Here is a 14,551-nt window from a genome sequence, read left to right as displayed (position 1 = left end):
GATGTGACAACCATGCCGACCGCTGACTTCCGCAAGGTGCTCGGCCACTTCTGCACGGGCGTCACAGTGATCACCGGCGAAGGCCCGGTCGGGTTCGCCTGCCAGGCGTTCGCCGCGTTGTCGCTGGACCCGCCGCTCGTGCTGTTCTGCCCGGGGCGTACTTCCCGTACCTGGCAGGCGATTTCGCAGACCGGAAAGTTCTGCGTGAACGTGCTGGCCGAGGACCAGCAGGACGTCTCGTCGGTGTTCGGCCGGGCGGGTGCGGACAAGTTCGCGGAGACCGGGTGGAGTCCGGCGCCGAGCGGCGCGCCCATCCTGGACGGCGTGCTGACCTGGGTCGATTGTGACGTCGAGGAAGTCCGTGACGCGGGCGACCACTACGTCGTGATCGGCCGGGTGCGACAACTGGGTGCCTGCCGGGACGCCCAGCCGCTGCTGTTCTACCGAGGCCGCTACACGGCGACCGACGCGAAAGCCGAACGCAAGCCGAACGCCATGCTGGACCACCTTTTCACGTGGTCAAAGCACAACGACTGGATCTAGGGACGTACCTCTAGATCGTCCGGGACATTCTGGCCACGTGCTCGTGTGGCTGGCCGAACAAATGCACGCTGTTGTGCGCCCGCTTGAAATACCGGTGCGCGTCGTGCTCCCAGGTTATCGCGATCCCGCCGTGCAGCTGGATCATCTCACCGGCCACAAAGGACAGTGTCTCGCCGCAGCTGACCGCGGCGGCCGCCGCGAGGTCGAGCTTCTCGACGGCCGCGTACGAGATCGACCGCGCGGTCTCCACGAGTACGTGCATATCCGCCATCCGGTGTTTCAACGCCTGGAAACTCCCGATCGGACGGCCGAATTGCACTCGGGTTTTGGTGTATTCCACGGTCATGTCCAGGCATTGTTGCGCGGCCCCGACTTGTTCGGCGGTCTGTGCGACCAACGCGATGTCACGCAACTGCGGTGCGGGTGGTCCGATTCGGGTTCCGCCCGAAAGACGCACGGTCGCCAGTCGCCTGCTTTCGTCCATGGTGGGCGTATGCACGCGATGCCTGGAATCGCCGAGAAAAAGACCGTCGGGTGTTGAGACGATCAGCACATCGGCCGTATCCCCATCAAGGACGTACCGAACCGTTTCAGTAAGCGAATCCGCCCACATCACGGTCGCGATAGTGGTTCCTTCCACGATCCCCGGCAGCAGATCCGCGCACACGGACTTGTCACCGCTGAGCAGAAGGGCGTGAGCAGCCACAGTGGCCGACAGCATGGGGACAGGTGCCAGTACGCGACCGGTTTCCTCAAGCACGACATGGGCTTCGAGCAATGTCGCGCCCGCCCCGCCGTACTCCTCGGGTACGGCAAGCCCGGCGACGCCGATCTGTTGGCACAGGCCAGACCACGAGGCGTTGCCGCGGCTGAGCATTGCCCGCACGGCGTCTCTCAGATCCTCGTGTTCCGCGCTCAGCATACGCTCATCAAACCAAACAATCGCTTGGTTTGCTACGGATTGACCCTGTGCCGCGTCACTCGGTAGCGGGTGCGGTTCGATAAGGTTGACGCCGTCAGGTACACGCACGCGAGGAAGAGTCGTCATCGAAAAGGGGCAGCTGGTCGCCGGTCGCTACCGGCTGCTGGACACCATCGGCAGTGGCGCGATGGGCATCGTCTGGCAGGCGCGCGACGAGCGTCTTGACCGTACGGTTGCTATCAAGCAGCTGATGATGCGCGCTGGGCTCTCGGAGAGCCAGGCCGCCGACGCGCGCCGCAGGGCGATGCGGGAAGGCCGGATCGCCGCGCGGTTGCAGCACCGCAACGCCATCGCTTTGTTCGACGTCGCCGAACACGACGGCGATCCTTGCCTGATCATGGAATACCTGCCGTCGCTGAGCCTGTCCGGGCTGCTGGCCGAGCGTGGCACGCTTTCGCCGGAGGAGACGGCCCAGATCGGCGTGCAGGTCGCGACCGCGCTGACCGCCGCGCACGCGGCCGGAATCGTGCACCGGGACGTCAAACCGGGCAACATCCTGATCGACGACAGCGGCACGGTGAAGATCACCGACTTCGGTATCTCCCGCTCCACCGACGACGGCACGATGACGCAGTCCTCGGTCGGCATGCTCGCCGGAACGCCCGCCTACCTGGCGCCGGAAGTGGCCCGCGGCCAGGACCCGACCAGGGCGTCGGACGTGTTCTCGCTTGGCGCCACGCTGTACCACGCGATTGAGGGCCAGCCGCCGTACGGCTTCAAGGACAACCCGTTGGCCCAGCTGTACGCGGTCGCCATGGGCAAGGTCCCCGAGCCCAAGCAGGCCGGGTCGATGTCCAAGACCCTGATGCAGCTGCTGAGCCTGGACCCGGCCGATCGGCCGACCATGCCCGAGCTGGTCACCACGCTTGGCGACATCGCCGGCGGTGCCACCGTCGTCGTGCCGAAGATCGCCGCGCCGCCGAAGCAGCAAGCTCCCGTGCCCGCCGCGCAAGCCACGCTGATCGCGCCCGCACCAGCGCCAGGCGCGCCGACTGCCGTTCAGGCACCGCCCAAGCCACCGCCACAGCAGCCCGTCACGCCGCCTGCCCCGCCACCTCCCGTGCCTCCTGCCAAGAAGGGCGCGAGCAAGCGGGTCGCCGCGATCATCGGCGCCATCGTCGTGGCCGCTGTGCTCGGCGGTGTGATCGCGACTGTGCTCAGCGCACGCGGATCGGGCGACAACAACAACGCCAACAGCCAGGCGCCCGTCACGCCACCGCAGCAAACGGTCACCGTGACGACAGGGCCTCCTGAGCCGCCGTCTTCAGCGCCGTCCGCGCCGTCGAATCCCAGCGGGAACGACGGCACGGTGGCGTGGGGCGCTGCTGGCGAGTTGCTCGTCGCCTACTACAACCGCAACGGCGGGACTGCGGGGATGTGGGCGATGCTCACCCCCAACGCGCAGCAGGTGTTCGGCGACTTCGCCGCCTTTGAGGCGTACTGGGCGCAGTATCCGCAGGTCAGCGGCCGTACAGCGCAGCGGGTGTCCGGGGACGCTGACGGCGGCCAGCGGTTGACCATCCAGGTCAACTACGGCGGCAGGCAGGAGTCCCGCAACGTTCGCGTGGTGAGCCAGGGCGGCAAACTGCTGATCGACTCGGACGCCAAGTAGCCAGAAGATCGCCTTGACCGGTCGATAGACTTGTCCGCATCGCGTTACCCAGCGTGACCACTTCAGTGACAGGGGGACCGGATGACGGCCGGCCGCGACATGTCCGACTACGACACCCCGTTCCAGGACATGGCGGTCATCTCCTGGCTTGAGGCCGCCGGCATCGATGCGACGCTGCCGTCACCGGACCGTGTCTACGACGCCTACCTGGGCGGATCGCACAACACGGCGGTCGATCGGGCGTTCGTCGAGAAGGTCGAGCAGATCCTGCCGTCCATCAAGCCGCTTGCCCGCAGCAACCGGTCGTTCCTGCGGCGCGCGGTGAGCTTCGCGGCGTCGAAGGGGATCACCCAGTTCATCGACATCGGGTCCGGCGCGCCGACGGTCGGCAACGTGCACGAGATCGCGTTGAAGGCCAATCCAGCTGCCCACATCGTGTACGTGGACTCGAACACCATCGCGGTGCAGAGCTCCGCGATCAGGCTGGAAGAGCAGAAGGTCACCGACCGGGTCGCGATGATCCAGGAGGACCTGCGCAACCCGGACGGCATCCTGAACCACCCGCGGACCCTTGAACTGATCGACTTCAGCAAGCCGGTCTGCCTGCTGATGGTGGCGTTGCTGCACTTCGTCGGGGACGAGGACAAGCCGGGCGAGCTGATCTCGTACTACCGCTCGAAGCTGGCGCCCGGCAGCCTGCTCGCGTTGTCCCACATCTGTTCCGACGAAGCCCCGCAGGACCAGAAAGACCAGGTCGCGGCGTTCGTCAAGGCGTACGAGAACACCACCACGAGGCTGTACACGCGCACGAAAGCCGAGATGGAGAAGCTGTTCGACGGCTGGGTGATGGAGGAGCCCGGTGTGGTGCACCCGCCGGACTGGCGGCCGGACAACCCCATCGACAGCGACATGTCCGCGTACTACCTCGGTTGGTGCGGCGTCGGCCGGAAGGCCAAGGGCGTGTCAGACCCGTCAGACACGCCCTAGCGGCCGCTCCAGTTCATCTGCCGTTTTGTGCCGAACGCGGCGACCGCGTTGTGGAAGTCCTCGCTGCCGAAGACCTTGCTGACGAAGTCGTCGCCGTTGGGCAACGCGGCGCGGCGCAGCCGGGCGATGGCTTGTTTGGCCGCCCACATGCTCAGCGGCGCGTGCCGCAGCACCGTACCCACGACGGCGTTCGCGGTGCGGTCGAGGTCGTCGTCTCCGCAGAGTTCATGTACGAACCCGGCCGCTTTGGCGTCGCCACCGGTCAGCATCTTGGCTCTGAGCAGCATGTCCATCGCGCGTGCCGGCCCGAGGTGGTGGACCAGCAGCGAATACGAGTTCATCGACAGGCAGTTGCCGAGGGTGCGGGCGATCGGGACGCCGAACCGGGCGGACGTGCCCGCGACCCGCAGGTCACAGACCGCCGCGATGGCGAGGCCGGCGCCGACGCAGTAGCCGTGGATGACCGCGATCGTCGGCACGGTCACGTCTTCCAGCCGGTCGAGCACTTCGGCGATCCGGCGCTCGTAGTCGATCCCGTCCTCGCCTGTCTCGAACTCACGGAACTGCGTGATGTCCGTGCCGGATACGAACGCCTGACGGCCCGCGCCACGCAGCACCAACGCGCGGATCGTGTCGTCGTTGTCGGCCCGTTCGCATGCCTCCGCCAGGCGGCTGTACATGTCGAACGTCATCGCGTTGTGCTTGTCCGGGCGGTTGAAAATGATCGTGAGGACAGGACCGTCCTGCTCGACAACCACGCTCAAGACTGTCCTCCGACCAGTTCGTCGACTTCATCATTGGTGTACCCGACCGCGCGCAGCGCCGCACGCGTATCCGCTCCAAGCGCTGGTCCGGCGGCGTTGCGTTGCGTGGGCGTGCGGGAAAACCGCATCGGCGAGCCCAGTTGGCGTACGCCGTCCGTGGTGTCCCAGAGGAAGCCACGCGCGGTGAGTGCCTCGGCGGTGAAAACCTCGCCGTAGTCGGAGATCGGGGCGCACGGCACCTCGGCGCGGTCCAGTGCCGCGACCAACTCGGCGACCGCCTGCTTTGACGTGACTTCCTCGATGAGGGGGATGAGCTCGGTGACGTTCTCTTTGCGGCGGTACGCGTCGCTGAACCGTTCATCGTCCACAAGTGCCTGCAGGCCAAGGACTTCACACAGGCCCAGCCACGTTTTCGGGGTGATGGCTCCGACTGTGAGCCACCCGTCCGCACACCGCACAGCCTGGTACGGCGCCTGGCTCTGGTGGGCTGTGCCGAGCGGTCCGCCGACCTCGCCGGTCGCGAAGTACTTCCCGGCCTCCCAGACCGCCAGCGAAACTCCGGATTCGAGCAGGCTCACGTCGATGTACTGGCCTTCACCGCTTCGGTCTCGTTCGCGCAGCGCGGCCGTGACGGCCAAGGCGACGTACAACCCGCAGACCAGGTCGCACACGGGCACGCCGACCTTCGCAGGCCCGCCTCCGGCCGCGCCGGTAATGCTCATCAGCCCGCTGCGCGCCTGCGCCATGATGTCCAGGCCGGGCAGCGTCGCAAGTGGACCGTCCTGGCCCCAGCCGGACGCGGAGGCGTAGATCAGCCGCGGGTTGGTCCCGCGCAGCGATTCGTAGTCCAGTCGCAGCGCACGCATCGCGCCTGGCCTGAGGTTCTCCACGAGCACGTCGGCGTGGTCGGCCAGCCGCCGGAAAGCCGCGCGGCCGTCCGGTGACTTCAGGTCGAGTGCGACGGATTTCTTGTTCCGGTTCAACCGGGCGAACGGCGAGCTGGCGCCGTCCACGAACGGCCCAGCCTGCCGGACCGGGTCACCGCCCGCCGGGTTCTCGATCTTGAGCACCTCCGCGCCGAGGTCGGCGAGCTGCATGGTGGCGTACGGGCCCGCCATGAACACGCCGACCTCAAGCACTGTGATTCCGTCCAATGGCATGCCTACAGCCAACCCGGAACCACGAGAACCAGCCATGTGACGAGCGGCGCCACAGCGATCATCGAGAATCCCCACGCCATCAGCCGCTTGAACACCAGCTCACGCTGCTCGGGCGGAGCACTGGCCACGGTGAGCGCGCCGCTGGTGGAGAACGGGCTCGAATCCACCACCGACGAGGACAGCGCGAGCGCTGTGATCAGGCCGATCGCGCCGACTTGCCCGGTTTGCAGAAACGGCACGGCCAGCGGGATCAACGCACCCAGGATTCCCGTGGTCGACGCGAACGCCGACACCGCCGCACCGATGAAACAGATCAGCAGCGCACCCAGCAACGGCAGACCGATGCTGGCCACGCCACGGCCGAGGTAGTCGACCGTGCCGATGTCCTCGAGCAGGCTGACGTAGGTCACGATGCCGCAGATCAGCAACACCGTGGACCACGCGACCTTGTCGACGGCACCCCGCGTGGTCGACGGCGAGACCACTGTCAGCACAGCGACCACGGTCAAGGCGAGCAGGCCCACGTCGAGGTCGAAGAACAGCGCGCCGACCGCGAGTCCGACGATGCCGACCAGGGTCAGGATCCGGTTGTGGTCCAAGCGCACCGGCGCCTGGACCGTGCCAGGGCCCGAAGTGGGCGAGAGCTCGTCCTGTGCCTTCTGGCCCAGCAGCTGCCGTCCGCCGAAGATCACGAACACCGCCACGCTGAGCAGCAGGTTGAAGACGAACGAGGCGATGAACAGGGTCATCGGGCTGCCCGGCAGGTTGCTGCGTTCGACCACGCCGTTGGTGATCCCGCCGAAGATGCTCAGTGGCGAGAACCCGCCCGCGCTGGCGCCGTTGATGACCAGCAGGCCCATCAGTACCGGGTTGATCTTGTAGCGGGTGGCGAAGCCCATCGCGATCGGCGCGATGATCGCCACCGCGGCGGGCACGACCGCGCCGAACGCGGTCAGCACGGCGGTGATCAGGAACATGATCCACGGGATCGCCACCACCCGGCCGCCGACGACCCGGATGGCGATGTTGACCAGCCAGTCGACGGTCCCGTTCTGCTTGGCTATCGCGAACAAGTACGTGACCCCGACCAGGATCACGAAGAGATTGCTGGGAAAACCGCCGACGATGTCGTCGGTCGATTTGTCCACAACCAGGGTGCCGACGGCGAACGCGGCGACGAACGCCAGCACCCCCATATTGATCGATAACGTGGTTCCCAGTACGAACACGGCGACGAGAACCAGGATTGAGATGATCTCGACCGACATACGCGGCTCCGGGGGATTCCGCAATTCGGAATATACTGTTCGTCAATAGAAATTAGACGTAGGGTCAGGAACACGTCAAGAGTTGACACCACGAGAGGCAAACAGGCGTATGAGTTTCGCCAGCGGACGTCACTTTCTGCAGATCCCTGGCCCGACCAACGTTCCGGACCAGGTGCTCAGGGCAATGTCGGCGCCGACCATCGACCACCGCGGGCCGCGGTTCGCGGCCATGGTGCCGCCGCTTCTCGAAGCGTTGAAGCCGGTGTTCGGCACCGCGGGTGACGTGGTGCTGTATCCGTCTTCCGGCACTGGCGCATGGGAAGCCGCGCTGGTCAACACGTTGAGCCCGGGCGATCGCGTGCTGTGCTTCGAGACCGGGCATTTCGCCACGCTGTGGCAGCGGATGGCCAGGGATCTGGGGCTGGAGGTGGACTTCGTGCCGGGGGACTGGCGGCACGCGGTCGATCCGGCCGACGTGCCGGCCCGGCTCACGCCGCAGACCAAGGCCGTCCTCGTGGTGCACAACGAGACTTCGACCGGTGTGACCAGCGATATCGCCGCCGTCCGGCGGGCGATGGGCGACCATCCCGCCCTGCTGATGGTGGATACCGTGTCCTCATTGGGATCCATCGACTACCGGCACGACGAGTGGGGTGTGGACGTCACGGTTTCCTGTTCCCAGAAGGGACTCATGCTCCCGCCTGGGCTCGGCTTGAACGCCGTCAGCGCCAAGGCCCTCGCGGCGTCCGCCCGGTTGCCTCGGTCGTACTGGGCCTGGCAGCCGATCATCGAGGCAAACAAGCGAGGCGCTTTTCCCTACACGCCACCGACGAACCTGCTTTACGGCCTGCGCGAGGCGTTGCACATGTTGCACTCCGAGGGCCTGCCGCAGGTGTACGCGAGGCACGCGCGCCACGCGGCCGCGACGCGTGCGGCCGTGCAGGGCTGGGGACTTGAGTTGCTGTGCCTGGATCCTGAGGCTTACTCGAACACGCTGACCGCGATCCTCATGCCCGAGGGGCACGACGCCGACCGGCTACGCGAGGTGATCCTCGACCGGTTCGACATGTCGCTGGGTGCCGGGCTGGGCAAGGTCGCAGGCAAGGTGTTCCGGATCGGACATCTCGGTCATTTCAACGATCTGAGTCTGGCAGGCACGCTCTCCGGCGTCCAAATGGGACTTCAGATCGCCGGTGTGCCGGTCAAGGACGGAGTCTCGGCCGCACTGTCTGTGTTGGCGGAAGCATGAGTGACCTTGAGGAGGCGCTGCGCAGGGCGCTCGAAGGTGAGGTCGCGTTCGACTCGTACACGCGGCACCTGTTCTCGCAGGACGCCAGCATGTACTCGATCATGCCTGTGGGCGTGGTGTTCCCACGGCACGCGGACGACGTCGTTGCCGCGGTGACCATCGCCCGCGAGTACGGCGTCCCGGTCCTGGCTCGTGGTGGTGGGACGAGTCTGGCCGGTCAGACCGTGGGTTCTGGTGTGGTGCTGGACTTCTCCCGGCACATGAACCGGATCCTGTCGCTGGATCCCGCGGAGGGGATCGCGCACGTCCAGCCCGGTGTCGTGCAAGACGACCTGAACCGGGCCGCGTTGCCGCACGCGATGATGTTCGGGCCGGACACGTCGACCAGCAACCGCGCCACGATCGGCGGGATGATGGGCAACAACTCGGCAGGCAGCGGATCGGTCCGGTACGGCATGACCATCGACCACGTCCAGTCCATGGATGTGGTGTTGTCCGACGCGACCACGGCCACATTCGCCCCTGGGACACCAACGAAGTTCGACTCCGCGCTGTCGGATCTGGTGGCCGCTCACAGATCCGCGATCGCCGACGGCTTTCCCAAGTTCTGGCGGCGCGCGGGCGGCTACCGGCTGGACCGGTTGGCCGACGGGCCTTTCGACCTGGCCAAGTTCGTGGTCGGTTCGGAAGGGACATTGGTGGTCGCGACTTCCGCGGTCGTCGGGCTCGTACCCAAGCCCAAGCACACCGTTATCGCGGTCGGGCACTTCACGTCGGTCGAGGCCGCGATCGCCGCGACCGACGACGCGCTGGCGTGCGATCCGGCCGCGGTCGAGCTCATCGACAAGACGATCCTTGACCTGTCGCGCCAGAAGCTGGAGTACCGGCGGCTCGGCAGCTTCCTCGTCGGCGACCCGGAAGGACTGCTGTTCGTCACGTTCACCGGGGACACCCAGGCCGAAGCAAGCGCTCGCCTGGATCGGCTGGCGGCCTTGTGGCAGAAGCATTCCCACGGCTACCACACGCTGGGCGCCGAAACTGCGGCGCAGCAAGGCGCTTTGCTGAAGGTCCGCAAGGCCGGGCTCGGCCTGCTGATGGCCTCCAGCGTCGGTTCGCGACGGCCGCAGGCATTCGTCGAGGACACAGCCGTCGATCCGTCCCGGTTGATCGAGTACAGCACGCGGTTCCGGGAAATCCTGACGCGGCACGGGATGAAGGCCGGGTTCTACGGCCACGCCTCGGTGGGATGCTTGCACGTCCGGCCGTTCGTCGATCTGACGAACCCCGACGAGGTCGCCGCCATGCGGTCGGTCGCCGAGGAAGTCCGCGATCTCGTGGTCGAGTTCGGCGGCGCCAACTCCAGCGAACACGGTGACGGCCTGGTCCGCAGCGAGTTCAACCGCAAGATTTTCGGCTCCGAGTTGTACGAGGCCATGCGCCAGGTGAAGCGGATCTTCGACCCGGACGACGTGCTGAACCCGGGCAAGATCGTCGACTCGCCCGCGATGACGGACAACCTGCGCGATCCCGCACTGCCACCGGCCAAGCCGCTGACCACGCACCTGACGTTCCTCGGTGACATGCGCAGCGCGGCCGACCGGTGCATGAACATCGGGCTGTGCCGCAAGAGCGCGACCGGCGTGATGTGTCCGTCCTACATGGCCACTCGCAACGAGGAAGACTCCACTCGTGGCCGGGCGAACGCTCTGGTCAAGGCACTGTCCTCACCCGACCCGGCTGCCGCGTTGGGCGATTCCCGGCTGCACGAGGTCCTGGACCTGTGCTTGATGTGCAAGGCCTGCAAGAGCGAGTGTCCGCTCGGTGTCGACATGGCCGCGTTGAAGAGCGAGACCCTTGCCCAGAAGCACGCCCAGTCCGGTGTGCCGCTGCGGTCCCGGGTCTTCGGCTCGATCCGGCTGCTGAACCGGCTCGGTTCGGCCACCGCGCCGGTGTCGAACCTGGCCGCGCGCCTGCCTCTGGCCCGCCGGTTCTTGGGTATCGCGGCCAAACGGCCGTTGCCGGAGTTCAAGCGGCAGAACCTGATCCGGTGGTTCCGTCGCCGTCCCGCATCATCCGGTCAGACGGTGACGTTCCTGGCTGACTCGTTCACGACCTTCACCGAGCCAGGCGTCGGCCGTGCCGCGATCTCCTTGCTGGAACAGGCAGGCTGGCAGGTCCGGCTGGAGTCTTCGGGCTGCTGTGGCCGGGCCGGGATCTCCAAGGGCCTGCTGGACGACGCCAAGCGCAAGGCCACCGCGTTGACGGCGCTTTTGGATACGTCGTCGGGCCCGATCGTGGGCTGCGAGCCTTCCTGCTTGTACACGTTGCAGGACGAGTACTTGTCATTGCTGCCGGACAATCCGGCGGTCAAAGCGGTCGCTTCCCGAGTTCGGCAAGTCGAGGAACTCCTGGTGGAGGCCATCGACTCGGGGGCCTTGAAGCTGTCGTCGGCGCTCGAAGGCAAAGAGATCCTGTACCACGGGCACTGCCACCAGAAGGCCGAAGTCGGCACGGCCGCGACCGTGGAGTTGTTGCGGCGGATCCCCGGCGTCACAGTGACCGAACTGGACGCCGGGTGTTGCGGCATGGCCGGGTCGTTCGGCTTCGAGGCCGAGCACTACGACGTCTCGATGCAGGTCGGCGAAGACCGGTTGTTCCCGGCGATCCGGTCATCGTCTCCCGACGTCGTGGTCGCGGCCACTGGAGTGTCCTGCCGCCAGCAGATCCGGCACGGCACTTCGCGGCAGGCGCAACACCCGGTCGAGCTTGTCGCTCAGGTCGTCGTGACTTCGGCCTGAACCGGGCGCCTGCTCACCCAGTAGGCGAAGATGCCCGCGGGGATGAACATGACAACGCCGTAGACGGCCGCCGGGACGGCCATCTGCGGGTTGTTCAGCAGCGCTGGGCTGAGCGCGATCGTGATGGCCAGGGTGCTGTTGTGGATGCCGATTTCCATTGACGACGCGATGGCCTGGCGTCGGTTGACCCTCAGCAAGCGCGGGATGGCGTACCCGACGGACAGGCTGATCACGCAGAACAGCAAGGAGATCGCGCCGACCGCCTGCAGGTAGCCGCCGATGTTCGCGCGCTCCTGGAACACCGCGACGGCGATCGTGGCGACCATGAACACGATCGCCGCGATCTTGAGCGGCCGCAGCATCCGGTCGGCGAACGCGGTGAAACGACGCCGGACCAGCATGCCGATCGCCACCGGCACCAGCACGATGGCGAAGACCTGGAGCATCTTGTCGAACTGCAGGCCCAGTTCCTCGCCGCCGTCCATGAACCCGGACAGCGACAGGTTGACCACGATCGGCAACGTGATCACCGCGATCACGGCGTTGATGGCGGTCAGCGTGATGTTCAGGGCCACGTCGCCGCCGGCGAGGTGACTGAACAGGTTCGCCGTGGTCCCACCAGGGGACGCGGCAAGCAGCATCATGCCGACAGCGAGCGTCGGCGACAGGTCGAAGAGCACGACCAAGCCAAGGCAGATCGCGGGCAGCAGCAGGACCTGGCACACCAGCGCGACGATGGTGGCCTTGGGCACCTGGGCGACACGCTTGAAGTCCTGCACGGTCAGGGACATCCCCAGGCCGAGCATGATCACCCCGAGGGCGATCGGCAGGAACACCGTGGTCACCACGGACGACGAAGTCATCGGACACTCCCTGAACCGGACATTCCGGTGATTGTGTCAACCGGGTCGGCGTTCGGCCAGTGTGTGTGCGACATCGAAATAAGTCGTGCTGTCCGGCAGCGACAACATGGTTGACAGCTAACCGCCCGGCAGCCAAGTTGGAAACACGGTGTCAGCAGCCGACGCGAACATGTCCGGATCCCTCACCGGGAGGAGACGCCGGTGACGTGCACGCGTTAGCGGTCGGCATCGGACTCGTGCACCACCTTGTTGACCGTTGCGGCCATCAGCGGAGGTCCGAATGCACGTCCGGGGACTGTTGTTTTCTCTGTTGCTTTTATGGGGAGTTCTCGTTGGGGTTCCTGCGTCGGCGGGGACCGGCGGTGCGACGGTCGTTCGGGAGCAACAACTCAGCGAACGGCTGCTTGAGCTGACCGTGCGTTCCGAAGCCGTTGGCCGCGAAGTCGGCGTCCGGTTGCTGCTCCCGAAGGACTGGCGACGCGCGCCGTACCGCAAATGGCCGACGCTGTACCTCCTCCACGGTTGTTGCGACGGCGATACTGGCTATCGCTCGTGGACGGACAAGACCGATGTCGAGGCCTTCACGGCTCGGACGAATGTCCTCATCGTGATGCCCGAGGCGGGCCCGGCCGGGTTCTATTCGGACTGGTTGAAGGGCCCCGCATGGGAGACCTTCCACCTCAGCGAGCTCAAGCGCCTGCTTGAGCGCAAATACCGGTCGGGTCATGACCGGGTGGTGGCAGGCCTGTCCATGGGTGGTTTCGGCGCGTTGTCCTACGCCGCAAGGCATCCTGGCTTCTTCAAAGCCGCGGCGTCCTACAGCGGCGTCGTGCACACGACTTACCAAGGTAAACGGTCGACTGACCTTGTGACCGGAATTGTCGGGCAGACCAGCGGTGACCCCTTCGCCTTGTGGGGTGATCCCGCCACACAGCCCGAGATCTGGGCCGCCCACAACCCGTATGACCTTGCCAGCCGGCTTCGCGGCATCCCGGTTTATCTGTCCACAGGCAACGGTGAACCCGGTCCGCTCGACCCGCCCGGCTCAAGTTTCGACTGGCTGGAACAGCTGCTCGGCGAGCAGACTGTTGCCGTGGCGGATCGCTTGCGCGCCAAGCACGTTCGCGTGATCACGGACTTCTATGGTCCCGGCAGGCACACCTGGCCGTATTGGGAACGAGCGCTGCATCGATCGTTCCCCATGCTGCTCGCGGCGTTGCGCTAGTCGCACTTCACCGCGTAGAGGGTGATCCGGCCGTCGGCGTCGCTGGTGACCTTGACGTGCGTCGCCTTGATTTTCTGGATGAGCTCCTCGATGGTCATTTCCGTGCCCTTGCCCAGTGGCTCGCTCATACGGCCAACCTGGACACACCGGACTCCGGTGGTGGGGACGTTCTTGTCCGCCAGTTCCTTGTTGAGCGCGTCCACCGCACTGACGTTCTCCACAGCGATGGTGACGGTGCCGTCGGCGTTCTCGATCACCTCATAGGTCGGCTTGTCGGCTTGCCCTACCGCTTCCTTCGGCTGAGCAGGCGGGGCTGCCAGTGGCTGTTGCGGTGGCGCCGGGTTCTCAGTTGGCGCCAGGAGGAACGCGGCTGCCACCCCACCAACCAGGGCGACACCCATGGCGACCCGCGTCGGCCGCTTTGATCTCCGCTCTGCGCGCTCGGCCGCCAGCAGGTCCGGCCCATGTTCCCGCATAAGGTCGTTGAGCAGCTGTTCTTCGAACTTACCCATGGTTCTCACCTACGGTCTTTCGCAATTTGCCCCGAGCCCGGAACAGCCTGATCCGCAACGCACCCGTGGAGATGCCGAGTGCGGCGGCCGCTTCCTTGCGCTCGAGTCCAACAATGTCAACGAGTTCGACGGCTTCACGGTCGGCGGGTGTCAACTCCGCCATACCGTCGAACAAAGCTCGTCCTGCACGTTCCGCGTCGATCCGGGCCACCAGTTCCGCGGCCTCGTCGACGTCAAGCTCGCGACGCCCTGCCAATCGCGCGGTCACGTCCTGCCCACGCCTGAACCGCTCGCAGTGCTGAGCGAACACCCGCCGGGCGATGCCGTACAACCAGCCGCGAGGGCTGCCCCGAGCCGGATCAAACGCGGTGAAGGACGTAATCGCCTGCACAAACGTGTCCGCGGTCAAATCGGCGACCGTCTGCGGATCCGCGGTGCGCCGGGCGAAGTACGCCGTGACGTGCTGAACGTGCGCGCGATAGATCTGCTCGAACTCCGCCGCCAGCCCAGTCGGCTTACCCCGGCGCTGCACATCCGGCGGTTGCCCGGCCTTAGCCATCGTTTCGCTCACACACGTAGTTGCCCGTT

At 66.2% G+C, this 14,551-nt stretch carries 13 protein-coding genes; 6 read left to right on the top strand and 7 right to left on the bottom strand.

Going from position 1 to position 14,551, the window contains the following annotated elements; all coding sequences use genetic code 11:
- Positions 1-12: 12 nt before the first annotated feature.
- Complete coding sequence (gene hsaB, locus B9C43_RS21925) at positions 13-543, top strand: 3-hydroxy-9,10-secoandrosta-1,3,5(10)-triene-9,17-dione monooxygenase reductase subunit (RefSeq protein WP_084429144.1); 531 nt, start codon at positions 13-15, stop codon at positions 541-543.
- Positions 544-553: 10 nt separating this feature from the next.
- Here the strand turns inward: hsaB and B9C43_RS21920 are convergent, their stop codons facing one another.
- Complete coding sequence (locus B9C43_RS21920) at positions 554-1,465, bottom strand: acyl-CoA dehydrogenase family protein (protein WP_084428724.1); 912 nt, start codon at positions 1,463-1,465, stop codon at positions 554-556.
- Positions 1,466-1,550: 85 nt separating this feature from the next.
- Here B9C43_RS21920 and B9C43_RS21915 point away from each other — a divergent pair, with 85 nt between their 5' ends.
- Together B9C43_RS21915 and B9C43_RS21910 are read left to right on the top strand one after the other, a co-directional pair.
- Positions 1,551-3,137 (top strand): serine/threonine-protein kinase, encoded by a 1,587-nt coding sequence (locus B9C43_RS21915; RefSeq protein ID WP_268811578.1) that lies wholly within the window; start codon positions 1,551-1,553, stop codon positions 3,135-3,137.
- A gap of 81 nt (positions 3,138-3,218) precedes the next feature.
- Positions 3,219-4,124: an SAM-dependent methyltransferase gene (locus B9C43_RS21910; protein ID WP_051895037.1), complete on the top strand. Its 906-nt coding sequence runs from the start codon at positions 3,219-3,221 to the stop codon at positions 4,122-4,124.
- Here the strand turns inward: B9C43_RS21910 and B9C43_RS21905 are convergent.
- From B9C43_RS21905 to B9C43_RS21895, 3 genes are read right to left on the bottom strand one after another with little or no spacing between them, the layout of a single operon-like run.
- On the bottom strand, positions 4,121-4,882 hold the full coding sequence (locus tag B9C43_RS21905) for an enoyl-CoA hydratase/isomerase family protein (protein ID WP_235038756.1): 762 nt from the start codon (positions 4,880-4,882) through the stop codon (positions 4,121-4,123). The genes B9C43_RS21910 and B9C43_RS21905 overlap by 4 nt on opposite strands.
- A 2-nt stretch (positions 4,883-4,884) precedes the next feature.
- Positions 4,885-6,048, bottom strand: coding sequence for a CaiB/BaiF CoA transferase family protein (locus B9C43_RS21900; RefSeq protein WP_200825635.1), 1,164 nt, complete (start codon positions 6,046-6,048; stop codon positions 4,885-4,887).
- Positions 6,049-6,050: 2 nt separating this feature from the next.
- Positions 6,051-7,316, bottom strand: coding sequence for an SLC13 family permease (locus B9C43_RS21895; RefSeq protein WP_084428721.1), 1,266 nt, complete (start codon positions 7,314-7,316; stop codon positions 6,051-6,053).
- 109 nt (positions 7,317-7,425) lie between these two features.
- On the opposite strand from B9C43_RS21895, the gene B9C43_RS21890 reads away from it, so the two are divergent.
- A complete protein-coding gene (locus B9C43_RS21890) occupies positions 7,426-8,565 on the top strand; it encodes a pyridoxal-phosphate-dependent aminotransferase family protein (protein WP_084428720.1) in 1,140 nt (379 codons plus the stop codon).
- Positions 8,562-11,363: an FAD-binding and (Fe-S)-binding domain-containing protein gene (locus B9C43_RS21885; RefSeq protein WP_084428719.1), complete on the top strand. Its 2,802-nt coding sequence runs from the start codon at positions 8,562-8,564 to the stop codon at positions 11,361-11,363. The genes B9C43_RS21890 and B9C43_RS21885 overlap by 4 nt, the downstream gene beginning before the upstream one ends.
- Here the strand turns inward: B9C43_RS21885 and B9C43_RS21880 are convergent.
- A complete protein-coding gene (locus B9C43_RS21880; RefSeq protein ID WP_084428718.1) occupies positions 11,339-12,226 on the bottom strand; it encodes a bile acid:sodium symporter family protein in 888 nt (295 codons plus the stop codon). The two genes, B9C43_RS21885 and B9C43_RS21880, sit on opposite strands and share 25 nt — an antisense overlap.
- A gap of 280 nt (positions 12,227-12,506) precedes the next feature.
- On the opposite strand from B9C43_RS21880, the gene B9C43_RS21875 reads away from it, so the two are divergent.
- Positions 12,507-13,451 (top strand): alpha/beta hydrolase, encoded by a 945-nt coding sequence (locus B9C43_RS21875; RefSeq protein WP_084428717.1) that lies wholly within the window; start codon positions 12,507-12,509, stop codon positions 13,449-13,451.
- Here the strand turns inward: B9C43_RS21875 and B9C43_RS21870 are convergent.
- Together B9C43_RS21870 and B9C43_RS21865 are read right to left on the bottom strand one after the other, a co-directional pair.
- The gene (locus B9C43_RS21870) at positions 13,448-13,963 is read right to left on the bottom strand and encodes a hypothetical protein (RefSeq protein ID WP_084428716.1); all 516 of its coding nucleotides are present in this window, start codon (positions 13,961-13,963) and stop codon (positions 13,448-13,450) included. The two genes, B9C43_RS21875 and B9C43_RS21870, sit on opposite strands and share 4 nt — an antisense overlap.
- Complete coding sequence (locus B9C43_RS21865; RefSeq protein ID WP_143446493.1) at positions 13,956-14,522, bottom strand: RNA polymerase sigma factor; 567 nt, start codon at positions 14,520-14,522, stop codon at positions 13,956-13,958. The genes B9C43_RS21870 and B9C43_RS21865 overlap by 8 nt, the downstream gene beginning before the upstream one ends.
- Positions 14,523-14,551: the final 29 nt, after the last annotated feature.

The organism is Kibdelosporangium aridum, from assembly GCF_900176515.1.
In the GTDB taxonomy this organism is placed as follows: Bacteria; Actinomycetota; Actinomycetes; order Mycobacteriales; family Pseudonocardiaceae; genus Kibdelosporangium; species Kibdelosporangium aridum.
This window is presented reverse-complemented; position numbering and strand designations above follow the sequence as displayed.